Annotated in this window: 17 protein-coding genes; 2 read left to right on the plus strand and 15 right to left on the minus strand. The window is 51.1% G+C overall.

Annotated features, from left to right (window positions below):
* Nucleotides 1–4 precede the first annotated feature (4 nt).
* From OZ656_RS13515 to OZ656_RS13525, 3 genes are read right to left on the minus strand one after another with little or no spacing between them, the layout of a single operon-like run.
* Entirely contained in the window at nt 5–247 is a 243-nt protein-coding gene (locus OZ656_RS13515; RefSeq protein WP_011786049.1) for a DUF2442 domain-containing protein, read from the minus strand.
* Nucleotides 228–458, minus strand: coding sequence for a DUF4160 domain-containing protein (locus OZ656_RS13520; RefSeq protein ID WP_011786050.1), 231 nt, complete (start codon nt 456–458; stop codon nt 228–230). The genes OZ656_RS13515 and OZ656_RS13520 overlap by 20 nt, the downstream gene beginning before the upstream one ends.
* Before the next feature lie 41 nt (nt 459–499).
* Nucleotides 500–1,393, minus strand: a complete 894-nt coding sequence (locus OZ656_RS13525) for a DUF6160 family protein (RefSeq protein WP_041656421.1) — start codon at nt 1,391–1,393, stop codon at nt 500–502.
* Nucleotides 1,394–1,745: 352 nt separating this feature from the next.
* Here OZ656_RS13525 and OZ656_RS13530 point away from each other — a divergent pair, with 352 nt between their 5' ends.
* Together OZ656_RS13530 and OZ656_RS13535 are read left to right on the plus strand one after the other, a co-directional pair.
* Entirely contained in the window at nt 1,746–2,774 is a 1,029-nt protein-coding gene (locus OZ656_RS13530) for a response regulator (protein WP_011786052.1), read from the plus strand.
* Nucleotides 2,775–2,776: 2 nt separating this feature from the next.
* Nucleotides 2,777–3,727, plus strand: a complete 951-nt coding sequence (locus OZ656_RS13535; protein WP_011786053.1) for a GGDEF domain-containing protein — start codon at nt 2,777–2,779, stop codon at nt 3,725–3,727.
* 39 nt (nt 3,728–3,766) lie between these two features.
* Here OZ656_RS13535 and OZ656_RS13540 read toward each other — a convergent pair whose 3' ends face one another.
* The 12 genes from OZ656_RS13540 to OZ656_RS13595 form a co-directional block, all read right to left on the minus strand.
* Entirely contained in the window at nt 3,767–4,135 is a 369-nt protein-coding gene (locus OZ656_RS13540) for a histone-like nucleoid-structuring protein, MvaT/MvaU family (RefSeq protein ID WP_011786054.1), read from the minus strand.
* A 161-nt stretch (nt 4,136–4,296) separates the two neighbouring features.
* The gene (gene tviB / locus OZ656_RS13545; RefSeq protein WP_379944608.1) at nt 4,297–5,559 is read right to left on the minus strand and encodes a Vi polysaccharide biosynthesis UDP-N-acetylglucosamine C-6 dehydrogenase TviB; all 1,263 of its coding nucleotides are present in this window, start codon (nt 5,557–5,559) and stop codon (nt 4,297–4,299) included.
* A gap of 71 nt (nt 5,560–5,630) precedes the next feature.
* Nucleotides 5,631–7,052, minus strand: a complete 1,422-nt coding sequence (locus tag OZ656_RS13550; protein ID WP_379944609.1) for an MBL fold metallo-hydrolase — start codon at nt 7,050–7,052, stop codon at nt 5,631–5,633.
* Nucleotides 7,053–7,096: 44 nt separating this feature from the next.
* Nucleotides 7,097–9,046: a nucleoside-diphosphate sugar epimerase/dehydratase gene (locus tag OZ656_RS13555; protein WP_286714644.1), complete on the minus strand. Its 1,950-nt coding sequence runs from the start codon at nt 9,044–9,046 to the stop codon at nt 7,097–7,099.
* Nucleotides 9,047–9,049: 3 nt separating this feature from the next.
* The gene (locus tag OZ656_RS13560; protein WP_379944610.1) at nt 9,050–9,607 is read right to left on the minus strand and encodes a sugar transferase; all 558 of its coding nucleotides are present in this window, start codon (nt 9,605–9,607) and stop codon (nt 9,050–9,052) included.
* Nucleotides 9,604–10,590 (minus strand): NAD-dependent epimerase/dehydratase family protein, encoded by a 987-nt coding sequence (locus OZ656_RS13565; RefSeq protein ID WP_286714646.1) that lies wholly within the window; start codon nt 10,588–10,590, stop codon nt 9,604–9,606. Before OZ656_RS13565 ends, OZ656_RS13560 begins: the two co-directional genes overlap by 4 nt.
* A complete protein-coding gene (locus tag OZ656_RS13570) occupies nt 10,587–11,360 on the minus strand; it encodes a glycosyltransferase family 2 protein (protein WP_286714647.1) in 774 nt (257 codons plus the stop codon). Before OZ656_RS13570 ends, OZ656_RS13565 begins: the two co-directional genes overlap by 4 nt.
* 5 nt (nt 11,361–11,365) lie before the next feature.
* Entirely contained in the window at nt 11,366–12,409 is a 1,044-nt protein-coding gene (locus OZ656_RS13575; protein ID WP_303292769.1) for a hypothetical protein, read from the minus strand.
* 46 nt (nt 12,410–12,455) lie between these two features.
* Nucleotides 12,456–13,046, minus strand: a complete 591-nt coding sequence (locus OZ656_RS13580; RefSeq protein WP_286714649.1) for a CatB-related O-acetyltransferase — start codon at nt 13,044–13,046, stop codon at nt 12,456–12,458.
* 2 nt (nt 13,047–13,048) lie between these two features.
* Nucleotides 13,049–13,795 carry a hypothetical protein gene (locus OZ656_RS13585; RefSeq protein ID WP_286714650.1) on the minus strand — a complete coding sequence of 249 codons (747 nt, stop codon included), beginning with the start codon at nt 13,793–13,795 and terminating at the stop codon, nt 13,049–13,051.
* A 114-nt stretch (nt 13,796–13,909) separates the two neighbouring features.
* Nucleotides 13,910–14,665 (minus strand): Wzz/FepE/Etk N-terminal domain-containing protein, encoded by a 756-nt coding sequence (locus tag OZ656_RS13590; RefSeq protein ID WP_286714651.1) that lies wholly within the window; start codon nt 14,663–14,665, stop codon nt 13,910–13,912.
* Between the two features lie 47 nt (nt 14,666–14,712).
* The gene (locus tag OZ656_RS13595) at nt 14,713–15,687 is read right to left on the minus strand and encodes a GDP-L-fucose synthase (protein WP_286714652.1); all 975 of its coding nucleotides are present in this window, start codon (nt 15,685–15,687) and stop codon (nt 14,713–14,715) included.

Below are 15,687 nucleotides of genomic sequence, written 5' to 3' on the forward strand. Positions count from 1 at the left end.
AAACTTACGCGGCACTTTGCCGAGCATTACCTGTCAACATCGCCTCGATGCTCAGGTGATAGTCCAACGCCTCCCACTCAATGCCCGTACCATCGCAGATGAAATGATACTGACGCACCTCCGCAATAGAGGCTGCCTCCAACTCAGGGTACCAATGCACAGGCGTGGAGATTACGCGGCCGTCTTCCAACTCCACGTGCAAGTGACGGTCGTCAATATGAACGGATTTACCCTTGAAACCAGGCATTCCACCTCTCCAGAAAATCAGATTGATGACGTTCAACGATCTTCAGGCACTCCCTCAATTCCTGATTCTTGAGGGTGCTGTACTTTACCGCGAAAGTCGACAACTCAATCTTAGCCCATCGTTCACCTCGGAGCACATGAACATGGGCGGGCGGATGGTCATTGGCGTAGAAAAAGAACTTGAAACCATTGAGCAGCAGTAGTGTCGGCATCCTTGCCTTTCGACCCTTCTATGCTTTGCTAGCCACCACAATTAGAACAGCTTGGTACCCATATCCGACTGATGGGTGCGCAGGCGGTCGACACCTCCACCCGTCAATTGACTCAAATCTACCGTCATATTCGTTGGCAGGTTAATAAATACACCTTTCCCTACACTGATGGTGTTGGCACCATCCAGTGTCTGCCAAGCGACATTATCATCGCGCTGTAAACCGATAAAAAACCCATCGGTAAAGGCAACCTCGCCTTCGGCGGAGCCTTCCTCGCCTACGATAACGGACCGCAGGTTGGTCAGTGGTGCGCAGTTTACACCCGAAATACAGGTCATCGTTTCACTGCCATTGGGCGCAATACCAATATGGGACGCCCGATAATTAGTGGCCGTCTCTCCTTCCCCGGCAAACAACGCGGTATCGTATATGGTGCCCGACACATCTTCCCGAACCTTAAGCCCGGAAATATTACCGCTGAAACTGGTGGTGTTAGACGACACCGAACCCCGAGCTTGCTGAAACCCCATGCGGAACCCGGCAAGACCGGCGGCATCTTCCGCCAGTTCGATGTAGGGCATGCGTGCTTCGAAAGGAATTTCCTCGCCGGCGTTGTAGGTTTTGCCGTTGAAAACCTCGCCATCGTTACGGGCGATGTGACCAAGGGCCAGGTGGGTGGCAGAGAAATCCGTGCCGCCATTGATCTGGCCGGCCTGAATATCATCAATATTCACGCGGGTTTCCACATCCATGGTCAGCGTCATGCGCGTGAACTCATGGTTCTGGCCTGGAATATTCTCAATCTGCATAAAAGCCTGCCCGGTTACCTTACCCATTGCATTATCTGAAATGGGTTCAAGTTCTGCCTGGGAAACGGGCGAAATACCCAGGCAAAGCATGGTAAGGGCAGCGCATCCGTACGCTTGCGTTGTCATAGATTGTGTCTCTGATTGTTTTAGTGAGTCAGTTTCGACACCCGACTCCATGCCTGCCCGCTGGTTTTATTATTTCGGTGCTGGCATGCGGCCCGTTATTCTTTGTAACAAACTGTTTCTTTTTGACCGCAACACGACTATATCCGACCGAGCCTCGTACATTGAGTGAGGTACATCACATTCATTCATTACGTGGCCGTCATTTGTTGTTCAAGCTTGATGTTCGTCACAGGACTAAACTAACTTAGGAACCAACATGTAGCTTAGCGAACTTGTAATGTAGCCCGCATATACACAACGCTTGAGATTGGTATACTTACACCCTTTCGTTAAAGGCCCCAAACGGCACTCCATGACCACCAGAATATTGATCTGCGACGACTCTGCACTGGCGCGCAAACAAATGGCCAAAGCTCTGCCACCCGGCCTGGCAGACGACATCCTCTTCGCCGGAGATGGCAAGGAGGCGCTAACCATACTTCGCGATCAGAAAGCCGAGCTGTTATTTCTGGACCTGAACATGCCGGAACTCGACGGCTACCAGGTGCTGGAACACATTCGTTCCGAAGATCTTCCGGTTCTGACCATCGTAGTCTCTGGTGATATCCAACCCGAAGCCCGGGAGCGCGTACGCAAACTGGGCGCCATCGACTTCATCAAGAAGCCAACCGACACCGGCGTTGTCTCCCGACTACTCAAAGAGTACGGCTTCTATCGCCCATCCGAGCTTGAAGACACTGCCCTGAACGACGCCAGCCTGCACAGTCGAGAGGCAGCAGCCCCGGAAATCTCAGTAAGCCTGAGCGACTACCTGCAGGAGATCTCCAACGTGGCCATGGGCCGGTCCTCAGATCTGCTGGCCCGGCTGCTAAAGGTGTTTGTCAAACAACCTATCCCCAAAGTCGCATTTATCGCCAACTCTGAGCTGCACATGGCGATATCGGCTGCGCAACGAGCAGAAAACTATTCAGCCGTTTGCCAGGGCTTTACCGGCGCCGGTATCGCAGGCGAGGCCCTCCTGCTGTTTGAAGACGCCAGTTTCCGGGAAATGGCCGAACTGCTGCACTATGACGTGCTGGAAGGCGAATCCGTGAACGTGGAAGTGCTCATGGATATGTCGAGCATATTGTTTGGCGCGTTCATCAACGGTATTGGCGATCAGCTCGACCTGAAGCTGGGCCTGGGTCATCCGACCGTTCTCGGCCAGCACCGCCCGGTTAACGAACTGTTGGATCATCACAGCAAGCGGGAAGAACAGCTGCTGTGTATTGAGATCAGCTATGCTCTGGAAAACCGGGATATCCGATGCAACATGCTGATCCTGCTAACCGAGGACTCCATCCCATTCCTTGAAAAACGCCTCGCGTATCTGGTGGATTAACTATGGCCTTTAATCAGGACGCCAACGAATTCCATTGGTTAATGGACATGCTCGAATCCGTTGAGGTGGGACTGGTGGTGCTGGACCTGGATTTCCACGTCCAGGCATGGAACGGCTTTATGGAACACCATAGCGGCATTACCGCCAGACAGATTCGGGATAAGGTACTGTTTGAAGTCTTTCCGGACATCCCGGAAGCCTGGCTTACGCGCAAGGTAGATGCCGTCGCCATGCTGAACACCCGGGCCTTTACCTCCTGGGAGCAGCGCCCTTACCTGTTCAAGTTCCGGAATACACGCCCGATCACGGGCACTGAAGAATATATGTTCCAGAACCTGACCATCAGCCCGATTACAGCCCCTAACGGAGAGGTAGAGAAGGTTTGCCTGCTGGTATATGACGTTACCGAATTTGCCAGCAGCAAACGGGCCCTGGAACGTGCGAACGAACAGCTCGCCAAACTCAGCATGACGGATCGCCTGACGGGGTTGCTGAACCGCGGCACCTGGGAAAATCTGGTGGATGCCGAATATGAGCGCTTCCGGCGATATGGCCAGGCCACAAGCCTTGTGATGTTCGATATCGACCACTTCAAACCGGTGAACGACACCTACGGCCACCTGGCCGGAGATGAAGTCATTCGCCATACCGCCGATGTTACGCGCAACAACATCCGGCAATCTGACAGTGCCGGCCGCTATGGCGGTGAAGAGTTCGGCATTATTTTGCCAGAAACCGATGCCGAGAGTGCCCGGGTCATTTGCGAGCGCATTCGGGAGGCTATAGAAAAAAGTACCGTTAGCACCAGTGCCGGGGATATTCAATACACGGTAAGCATGGGCATCGCGCAACTAACCGAAACGCCTGAGAACTATATGCAGTGGATGCAGAAGGCAGATGAGGCTTTGTATAAAGCCAAGGAAAGCGGGCGAAACAAAGTTGTTGTCAGTTGATACTCCCCTCTCCCACGATTGAGAGAGGGGAATGGGCAATTAATCCTGCTGCCAGCTCTGTACCGCTTCCTTACCGTACTTTTCACGCCACTCATTCAGAGTCTTGTGATTGCCACCGCGGGTTTTTACCATTTCACCGGTGTGCGGGTTTTTGTAGGTTTTCAGCGGACGCTTGGCACGGGTACCGGTTGCAGTCTCGGCCTTGGCGCCAGCGATAGAAGGATCAATAGCAGACAGAATCTGCAGAACGTCCTTCGGTGATTTGTCATACTCTTTCATCAAATCGCGAACTTTGTTTTCGAATTCCAATTCGCTTTTCAGTGCCTGGTCCTTTTCGAGCTTCTCCAGCTCGGCGGCCAGCTTCTCCATCAGCTGTTTCTTCTGGTAATAATCATTAATCTTTGCCATGGAAATAAAACCTTTTATCGTGGGGCTTTAAATACTGAGTAAATATGACCGAGAGTCGAAACAAATAGTAATAGAGAAACCGAAACGAGGCAAAACAAATTACTTAAATCCACTTAATAAAAAAGCCGGCACAATGGCCGGCTTCGTAGTTCGCATAAAGATCAAAGGCGCAAATCAGCCTGCCCTAACGGCAATACACCCTTCAAATCAAATAAAACGCCGTTGCTATTGGTATAAGCACGCAGTTGCTCAGCGGAAAGACCTGCATATTCACGGTGCGGTACTGCAAGAAATACCGCATCATATTCACCGGCTTTCGGTTCCGGGACCAGAGAAATACCATACTCATGTTCGGCTTCTTCATTATTGGCCCAGCAGTCCGTGACATCCACCTGACAACCGAAATCCTTTAACTCATTAACCACATCAATAACGCGGGTATTACGCAAATCCGGGCAGTTTTCCTTGAACGTTAGCCCCATTACCAATACACGAGAATTGGCAATGGTATGCCCCCTCTTGATCATCGCTTTGACCAGTTCAGCGGCAGCGTACGGCCCCATATTGTCGTTCACACGGCGGCCAGCAAGAATAATCTCTGGATGGTAACCAATGGCCTGAGCTTTATGGGTGAGGTAATACGGATCTACGCCAATACAATGCCCGCCGACCAATCCGGGTTTGAACGGCAGGAAATTCCATTTAGTACCAGCAGCGGCCAACACTTCATGGGTATCGATCCCGATGCGGGCAAAAATCATCGACAGCTCATTCATCAGCGCAATATTCAAATCCCGCTGAGTGTTTTCAATTACCTTGGCCGCTTCCGCCACTTTGATTGAGCTGGCTTTGTGAGTGCCGGCAGTAATGATATCTGCGTAGAGATTATTCACCTCATCTGCAATCTCGGGAGTGGAGCCCGAAGTTACCTTCATAATGGTGGTAACGCGGTGTTCTTTATCACCCGGATTGATACGTTCAGGGCTATAACCGGCAAAGAAGTCCTGATTGAACTTGAGGCCAGACATTTTTTCCAGAACCGGAACGCAGACTTCCTCAGTGGCACCGGGGAACACCGTGGATTCATAAATAACGATGTCGCCCTTCTTGAGGACTTTACCCACACTCTCACTGGCTTTTACCAACGGGGTAAGGTCTGGCGATTTGTATTCGTCAATCGGGGTTGGCACGGTCACGATGTAGACCTGGCAATCAGCAATGCCATCCAGAGAATCAGTAAACGAAAGTTTCGACGACGACGCCAACTCCTCCCTGCTTACCTCGCGCGTGAAATCTATGCCATCCTTCAGCTCGGCAATCCGTTTGGGATTGATATCAAAGCCAACCACCTCACGCTTCTCGCCGAATGCAGCCGCCAATGGCAAGCCAACGTAACCAAGGCCGATTACTGCAATCCTTTTCATATACTCTCCTGCCTTAAATAAGGTCTCAGCGCCTGGGCAAACCATCGCATGACTAGCGCATGCTCACCCCGTTATCCTACTGGAATCAGAATATCAGAATCCGGTGCAATTGCCTCCAGCGCCTGTTTAAAAGCGTGCTTGGCATCCGAATCGCCATGAACAATGCGAATTTCGGCGGGTGTTTCAGGAATGCCTGCAACAAACCGAAGCAAATCATCCTGCCCGGCATGGGCCGAATAGCCACCAACAGTGTGAACGCGAGCGGAAATACTATAACGCGCTCCGTCCAGCTCCACCCATCCACCACGTGGCCCATAAGTCAGAATATCCCGCCCGGGCGTTCCAGCAGCCTGATACCCCACAAAAACCACATCGTTTCGGGCATCGCCCAGCATCGCCTTCAGGTAATTCACTACCCTACCGCCAGCGCACATCCCAGACCCCGCAATAACCACGCAGGGACGATGAGTCCGAGCCAAATACTCAACCGCATTCAAATGGTCTTGGTGGGAATTGATCACCGTAAGCTGCTCGAACGACAGAGGATGCCGGCCGGCACTGACCCGTTCCCGGGCCTCATCATCCCAAAATGGCTTGAGATCCCGATAGATTCTGGTGAATTCGGCGGCCAGAGGCGAATCCACAACAATTTCCAAGTCCTGCCATCGGAGTGATCCAGAGGCGCCTTCTGCGCTCGACTGTGAAATCTCAGAATCCCCAAACTCGGCAATCAGCCCTTCGATCTCATAGAGCAGATCCTGGGTGCGCCCGATACTGAATGCTGGAATCAGAACCGTACCGCCGTCTTCCAGGGCATGCTCAAGAACCGATTTCAATCGATAGCGGCGGCTTTCCCGGCCTTCATGCTTCTTATCGCCATAGGTACTTTCGATAACCAGCCGATCTGCCTTTTCAGGTGACGCAGGCTCTGGCAAGAGCGGTGCGTGACTCGCGCCAAGATCCCCGCTGAAAACGATACGCTCTTTGCGATGACCATCGTGGACCTCGCATTCCACATAGGCAGAACCGAGAATATGCCCGGCCCTTTGCAACCTGACTTTCAGCGCAGCATCGCCCTCGGCAACCACCTCATGCCACTGGCCATAGGGCAGCGGCACCAACTGGCTACGTATACGCTCCAAAACCCGGATAATCAAAGCCCGATCCCGGGTAAAACCGATCTTCAAAGCGTCTTCGAGAATTTCCGGCAGCATGATGGCGGAGGGTTCAGAGCAGACAATCGGCCCATCAAACCCGGCTGCCAATAGATAGGGAATCCGCCCGACATGATCAATATGGACGTGAGTGACCACAAGGGCGCGGATATGATCAATGGGAAAATCAATCGCCAGCTCCATGGCAGAGGAAGCCCGGCCTTTTTCCTGCCCCTGGAACAGGCCGCAATCAACCAGAATGCCAAAATCCGGAACCCGGAGCTCATGGCAGGAGCCTGTGACGCCATTAACAGCGCCGTGGTGTTTTATCTGAATCATTCAACAGTCCTTGTTGACGTCCCAAGTGGAACGGTTCGATGCGGTTAGCTCAAGCGGAGGACTTTGCCATCCTTATCGTGATGTTCCGGAATTTCCGCCCCAGCTTTACACCAAACCAGGTCAGCCACATCCCCGTTAGGCGAATAGGCCGTTCGGGCTTCTATCAAAATATTCAATGCGGCTTTACAGTCAAAGCTCTGGCTGGCTCGCGTTAGTCGCCCCAGATACTCCTCAACTTCATCCCATGTCAATGACACTTCGCGCGCCATCAATATTCTAGGGTGAGCCGTACCCTGAGGGTTATCGCCTATCAGCAGTTCCTCGAAAAGCTTTTCGCCCGGTCGCAATCCGGTATATACAATCTCAATATCGCCGTCGGGAGAATCCTGAGTTTTCTCCTCAAGCCCCATCAAGTGGATCATCTTACGGGCAAGGTCGGCTATTCTTACTGGCTCGCCCATATCCAACACGTAAACCTCTCCCCCCTGCCCCATGCTGCCAGCCTGCAGCACCAACTGGCTGGCTTCCGGAATGGTCATGAAATAGCGGATGATATCCGGGTGCGTAACCGTGACTGGCCCACCATCGCGAATCTGATCTCGAAAAAGAGGCACCACAGATCCAGAAGAACCCAGCACATTTCCGAAGCGCACCATAGAGAAAACAGTCTGGCTCTGGCGTTGCGACAAGCCCTGCAGCACAAGCTCTGCCATACGCTTGGTCGCACCCATCACATTGGTTGGGCGAACGGCCTTATCTGTTGAGATCAACACAAATCGCTCGACACCCGCCGCGATGGCCGCTTCTGCAGTATGCCAGGTACCAAACACGTTATTCTGGATACCCTCGATGACATTGTGCTCCACCAAAGGCACGTGCTTATAGGCGGCCGCATGATATACCGCTTGAACACGGAACGCCTTCAAAACGGCCTCACACCGCCTTCTGTGAGTCACACTCCCAAGAATTGCGTGTACGGTTACATCCAGGCTTTCTATCTGGCTGATGGACCGAAGTTCTCGTTCAATGGAGTACAGCGAAAACTCGGATTGCTCAAATAACACCAACACCTTGGGCTTGTGTCGAATGATCTGCCGGCACAGTTCAGAGCCAATGGAACCGCCGGCCCCCGTGACCATAACTGACTTTCCGTAGAGGCTTTCCGAGACAATGGCAGTATCCGGCCGAACGGGATCACGCCCCAACAAATCCTCAATCTCCAGATCCCGAATATCATTAATGCGGGCCTGGCCCGCCACAAGCTCAGACATCGACGGCACAGTCTGAACCGGAATGGAGAGCTTCTCCAGGGACGAGAGCAACTGCTTTCTGTTCACCGGTACAGCATCTTCCAACGCCAGCAACGCCCGGGAAGCATCCAGCTCTTTCACCGCTTTTTCGAGATGCTCAATCGAGTAGACCGGCAAGCCACCAATAACCGAACGATGATTGCTGCTTAACAGCGAGACAAAACCTATCGGACGATACTCAACGCCTTGTGACAGGGCAGATGCTAATTGCAGACCTTTGGGGCCAGCCCCAACAATAAGCACACTATTTTTGGCCTTCTCCCTGGGCCGTCGGACAATAGCGCGAACCGTAAAGCGTGTTCCGGCAACGAGAAGAAACGCAAAGGCGCCGTAAATGACTGGCACGGAGCGCGGTACCAGGGCCTGAAACAGAAAACCGAAAACGATAAGAGCGACGCTTGAAAAAGCCACCCCGACGATAATGGCCAGAAACGCATGTTCACTGAGATAACGTATAACAGCTCGATACAGACCCAGCTTGATGAATGCGCCAATCGTTACCAGAACCGCCGCGAAACAAACAATCAATTGCTTGCTGTCCGGCATCCAGCTGACGGTTTCGAACCTTAACGCAAACGCCCCCCAAACCGCGACGGAGAGCAGCAGAAAGTCTGCAAGTACCGAGATGAATCGCTTTAGAGGCCTGGACCATCCCAGAATAGAATTGATAACGCTGGCTACCATCGTCTACTCCCGCGATTTAACGCGATCCCCCGCCCCTTTGCCTGTCACCGTCTGCAGGATATATCGGAAATAATGCTTCAAATCCAAGGAGCGAAGCATTACTGCATCGGTTTCTGCAAGCAGTTGAGGGGTGGACATATCAATATCATTCACTTGCGCCAGCCCGGTAATGCCAGGCCGGGCATCGAGCACCCCGCGGCTCTCCCGCTCCTGAATGAGCTCCACCTGGTTAAATAAACACGGCCGAGGGCCCACCAGGCTCATCTCGCCCTTGAGCACATTCCAGAGTTGCGGCAGCTCATCAAGCTTGGTCCGCCGGAGAAATCGGCCAACTGGCGTAATGGACGACGAATCAGCCAGATGGCTGGCGACCGATTTGGTTTCCGGCGCCATGGTACGAAACTTCACCAGGATGAACGGCTTTTTACAACGGCCAACCCTCTCTTGGCGAAACAGAGGTGAGCCAGTATCAAGCAATCCAACGACATAAATAGCCACCAGAAACGGAAGGCCAAACACAAGCCCCAGAGTGGCAAATAGAATATCCAGAACTCTGATCACGCGGACTCTCCGGATTGCGGGCGTTGATGGAAAGCGTCCACCGTCGCTTTCAGTCCTTGCTGAACTGAATAAGGGGCAGACCAGTCCAAAACGTTCCGAGCCTTGCTCGAATCGATCGTCAATTCTCCCGTCAAACGGTTCACAGCCTCTGCCTTGCTCAACACAGCTCCCAACCATCGAAACAGAAAAACCGGCACAGGTACCAGCCAAGCCGCTCTCCCCTGCGCTCGCCGGAGGTTCTTCAGAAGCTCAGCCAAAGAAAGCGTTAAATCATCACCAATCAGAAACGTCTCACCAGCAGCCCCTCGTCCACCAATACAGTGAGCCAGGAAGTCTGCGAGGTTGCCAACATAAACCATGCTTCGCTTGTTCTTCATGGAACCAAATGGCAGCGGTACCGGCAAGTTACACAGTTTCAATAAACTCAGGAAATTACCCTTCACGCCCGGCCCATAAACCAACGGAGGACGCACCACCACCAGCTCCAAGCCCACTTGCTTACAGAAATCGCGCAACTTCCACTCGGCCTCAGCCTTTGAACGAGCGTATGCGTCCTCCGGCGACGGCTCATCAGTCTCCCTGAATGGAGCGCGGTGGTTGGTGCTCTCACCATTGACTTTAACCGTACTCACAAACACCAAGCGCTTAACCCCGGCTTTGCTGGCCTCAGTAGCCAAATTCAGAGCGCCATCAACGTTCACACGCCGAAACTCTGCTAGCGGATCCAAAGAAGTGTCATTCATCACATGAGCGCGAGCAGCGCAATGAATTACGACATCAACACCCTGAAGCGCTTCAGCCCAGCCGGCTGGCTCACTCAGTTCCAGGCCGGAAACAACCCGGCAAGCTGAACTGTCAACGCCCCGCTCCGAGCGACCTGCTGCCACAACGTCGTAAAGCTCAGGGTGCTCTAAAAGGCGCTTTACAACGGCACCGCCAACAAAACCCGAAGCCCCGGTTACCAATATCCTTTGCCTGGTCATGGCATGGGCCGCCTGATCAGCTCCAGCAATTTGAACGGAATCTTGCTTAAAACAAGCAGCAGATTGGTGTATACGCCGTTATCTCTGCAGGCGCGGACAATCTCCCGATTCAGCCGGATGCTGCTTCGGATACCGCTGGTACTGACTCCACCGGCACGCATGCGAACGAGCACTCTATCCAGATACTGCCATTTTAAACCAGCCACCAATAACCAGCGAACAAACATGTCGTAGTCTGCCGCAATACGCATATCCAGACGGTATTTACCTACCCGCTCATATGCGCCTTTCCGGACAAACGTTGCAGGATGCGGCGGCATCCATCCGAAACGGAGTTTCCAGGGCCGAAAATGGCCGCTCTTGTAATAACGTGTTACTCGCTCGAGATTGTCAGGCTCAACGAAGACCACATCACCGAATACGATATCAATCTCTGGATGATCCTCGAATAGACGCACAACCGCAGAAACCACCTCTTTATTTTCAAAAAAATCATCCGAATTCAGAATCCCAATAATATCGCCGGTAGCATGGTGAATCCCCTTATTCATTGCGTCGTACAAACCGCGATCCGGCTCCGAAACTACGGTACTGACGCTATCACGGTACTGATTCACAATGTTTACGGTGCCATCACTCGAGGCACCATCGACCACAACATGCTCAAGTTTTTCATAATACTGCGACCGCACAGACTCCAATGTGCCACGAATCGTTGCCTCACTATTGAAGCATACAGTAATGATCGATACAGATAGCTTATTATTCATAAAACTCACAAAACGACAGTTGAACGATCCGGCCGGTAAAAATACACGAATGGCCCCAGCAACAAATAATCAAAGATATTTCCGAGATAAATAATATCGAGCGATGCGCGAGCAATGAAAACCGCTGATATTACTGAAAGGACAAAAAGGCCATTAGATAGCATCAGAAGAACAGCCACCGAAAGAGCTAGAATAATACCAATACTCACCAAACCAAAATAACTATGGGCACGAAGGAAGGCATTGTGAGTGTTACCACCGTGATCAACAATTGAGTCCACCGCCGAAAGCTCCGTACCCAAAAACAAAGAGCTCACGTTCGTTTGATCGGCATACTCTCTCAGCATCTCGCTCCGGGGGCTCTCAAAGCCAGCAGAAAAGTTAGTGCTGCCAGAAATATAGTTTAGGAGTGGATCGAAGCCCAGCGTCAGCAAAAGAACTGAAAGGAGGCCCAGGAAAAACGAGCCTGCGAGGCCAAAGTTCAGATACAGTACCAGCGCGAATAGCACCGCACCGCCCACAATGTTAGCCCTACCGTATAGCGGGAACATTAATAAAAGTGCCAGTGCACCTAACAGTATTGAAGGCTTTGAGTTTTTTTCATAGCAGTACCACACATAGCCTGACAAGAGCGCCAGCAACACTGCACCTACTCCATTCCTGCTGTATCCCTTAAACACACTGTTGAATTCACTCGGCCCGAATTCCAGGACTGCAAAGAGGTAAAGCAAGAAAAATGAAAACAGGGAAAGCGGTATTGTTATGAAAACCCACCCAAGATCATGATCTCTAATCAATATCGCCAAACAAAGCGACGAAAAAAGTGACAAGATAAAAAAAAGGCTTGCGAGAAAATTAGAGTCCGCCTTTACTATGGTAATCCCAAGCATTATCAAAGCAACAACAAGGGGTATCCAGACACGAACTCGATAAACCGAAAGAAAATAGGTAAGAAAGAAAGCTCCAGTCAAGCCGCTCAGCATCCTAAAGGTGCCGCTTCCCAAAAAAACCGCTGAAAAGCAAAAGCCTAAAAAAAACAACGCCGCCACTGTCAGGAGCGCCCGATCCAACCTTATCGCCACGGGCAGGCTAAGACTAAGCCTCACCGATCTTCTCACTTTCGTTAAGGAAAGCTTCTATATCTGAAAACAGCTCCCAGTTTTCCTTTATCCATGATAAGTCTTTATCCCACCACTTTATTGCCAACAGACTCTTGATTACATCGGCATCGAACCGGTATCGAATGAACCTGGCAGGCACACCGCCCACCAATGAATATGGCTCAACGTTTTTAGTAACCACAGCGCCAGCAGCTATACAGGCGCCGTCACCGATGCGAACACCATCGCAGACAATCACACTCTGTCCAATCCAAACATCATTACCGATAACAACACGTTCCGACTCGTTGAACTTATCCCTATCAGAAAAGCTCAGGCCTGATGCATTGGATTTTGAATAAAAGGCAGGATGAGTAGATACATAATTACGAACGGGGTGTTTACCAAGACCTATTCGTACATCCGGACCAATTGAACAAAACTTACCAACTTCGGCATTGCTAATTCGACCTCCATTTGCGACGTACGAACAGTCCCCTATGACGGCATTATTCACACGGCAAAATTTATTAATTTTTGCCAACTCTGAAATAGAACTATTTCTGATCAAAGATAGAAATGCCACAACTAACTCCTCCCCCCCTTCTCAAAGGCATCGATAAACGAATCGGGAGTTCGGTTAATAACTCGAACATCTTTTCGGATGGCAATTCTGGCGAGAACCTTATAGCTTTTATGCAACAAGTAATACGCTCGAAAAATATCTTCCACAGAAAAATGAATCCCATTTTCAGAATCTTTCAGTAGCGGAGTCATTTTAGGATTACCATCATAAAAGTGGACATCCTTGATCATTAGCTTGTTTTCATTGTTCAGATGAAGGTACTTATGCCAGCTATGATCAGCTCCCTCAAGAAATATCCTTGAGTACCCAAGCAGAACTCCAACATAGATTGCGGCCACCATAACATTCTGGGCCCGTGGCATAATCACTTGATGTTCCATTAGCCACAACGAGATGGCTCCACCATCTAAAGGAAATCCTGCATCTCTAAAATAGATGATATGAAGCTTTTCCGAGGACACCAAATTTTCAATTTTTGCTTCGTATCCTTTGAACCGTAAAGGAATATAAAGTGTCATCGACCATGTTAGTTTTTCGCATATAGTGCGAAAAACTCTACTCGCCACCGAATCAGGATCTTCCAGCCCAACAACAAACAAAGGATCGAAAATGACATAATGACGGGGTTTAAAGAACTCAAAATGACTGTTCAAGGCAAAAAGATTTACACACATGAAGTCAGTGCCCGACTCTGGTTCGGGCGAGGCTTCAATGTATTGGTTTAACCCCGGGCCATTGGCGAGAATCACCAACGAGGTATTCCGATTCTCCAGCGGAGTAATGGACGCATGTCTAGATTGGACCGGAAGAAATGACAGGAAAAAACGAACAGCGTAGCTCAATAACCTAGACATCACGCAACCTCAAACCGCACTCATACGCTTTCTTGCATGGCTAAAAAGCGCCCACACCAAAGTAACGATACTCGCCAGGACACCGGCTAAGAACCCTCCAATTACAACAATAAATAGCGGACTCCGGGAGACGGGCTCCAAACTAGGTTGCGCCACAGTAATGGCTTCGGGCTCTTTTACAAATGAAATTTTCTGCTCAATTTCTGCCTTCCTTTCTACAGCGTCGGGTAGTGCAGCCCCTGAATCTTCCATCGCCCGCAACAGTTCAATCGTCTCATTTACGCTGGCGAGTTGCGCCTTTAATCCCTTCAGGTAACGCTCAGCCGCGTTTTTTTGCCTCTGTATTACCTCGTTCGTCACGCTTTGATGGACTTGCTCCAAATCATTCTGTTCTGCTGGTTCCGCTTTGGATGTCAGCTTCAACAGCATCGTATCGGCGGGAATTTCAATAACGAGTTGGAAGGGCATCCTCTGCGATCTTTCATCTCTGTAGATCGTTTCAGTTGTTGGTAAAACAGAGTATTGAAGCCAGCCGACCAAAGCACCTGAAGACTCTATCGGTTCCTCCGAGGACTTCTCAGCCAACTGCACAAGCGTCGTATATTGATACTTCTCAGGGAGAACCAGAGCAACAATCAACGCCAGTAGCAGAATGATCGAAAACGCCAAAAAAAACACTTTTTTAAATCGGATAAAAACCGATGCCAAATCGATCAGGCTAACTTCCTGAATCTTGTCGTTCGCTGTAGGAGCAGGAGAATGCATAGTAGCTATATACCCAGTATGTTGATCAGACGCTTTTGGTGCCTCCGTTAGCCTCGAACAGCCGATTCATGCTGCAAGAACCACTCGTAGCTACCACGCAACCCTTCTTCAAGGGCAATCGATGCATGCCACCCCAACGCCTTCAACCGGCTCACATCCATTAACTTCCTCGGCGTGCCATCCGGTTTGCTGCTGTCGAATACCAGCCTTCCCGAAAATCCGGTTACCCTGGCAACCGTCTCTGCCAGTTCTCGAATGGTGCAATCCACACCGGTACCTACGTTAATATGGGAGAGCATTGGCTCGGTATTTTGAGCGTAGGTTTCGTGGTCCAACTCCATGACATGCACGCTGGCTGCGGCCATGTCATCCACGTGCAAAAACTCACGCATAGGCTTGCCACTACCCCAGATAACCACTTCCTCATCGCCGGCCTTAACCGCTTCATGAAACCGCCGCAACAACGCCGGAATCACGTGGCTGTTTTCAGGGTGGAAGTTGTCATTAGGGCCGTACAGGTTGGTGGGCATCACGCTGCGGTAGTCCCGTCTATATTGGCGGTTATAGCTTTCGCAAAGTTTGATACCGGCAATTTTGGCAATTGCGTAGGGCTCATTAGTGGGCTCAAGAATACCCGTTAGCAAGGCATCTTCCCGCATGGGCTGTTCGGCGAACTTCGGGTAAATGCAAGACGACCCGAGAAACAACACCTTCTGCACACCGGCCTGGTGAGCGGCATGAATCAGGTTGGCTTCGATCATCAGGTTTTCATAGATGAATTCCGCCGGGTAGGTGTTATTGGCATGAATACCGCCTACCTTCGCCGCTGCGATATACACCTGCTCCGGCTGATGCTCGGCAAACCAGGCATGTACCGCAGCCTGGTCCAACAGATTCAGCTCATCTCTGCCGGCCGTAAGGATGTTGGGGTATCCCAAGGTCTCCAGGCGCCGAACAATTGCCGAGCCCACCATGCCGCGATGGCCGGCCACAAATACCTTCTGATTGCGCAGTTCTGCCAT

It is taken from the genome of Marinobacter sp. LM1 (genome assembly GCF_042763285.1).
GTDB classification, from domain to species: Bacteria; Pseudomonadota; Gammaproteobacteria; order Pseudomonadales; family Oleiphilaceae; genus Marinobacter; species Marinobacter nauticus.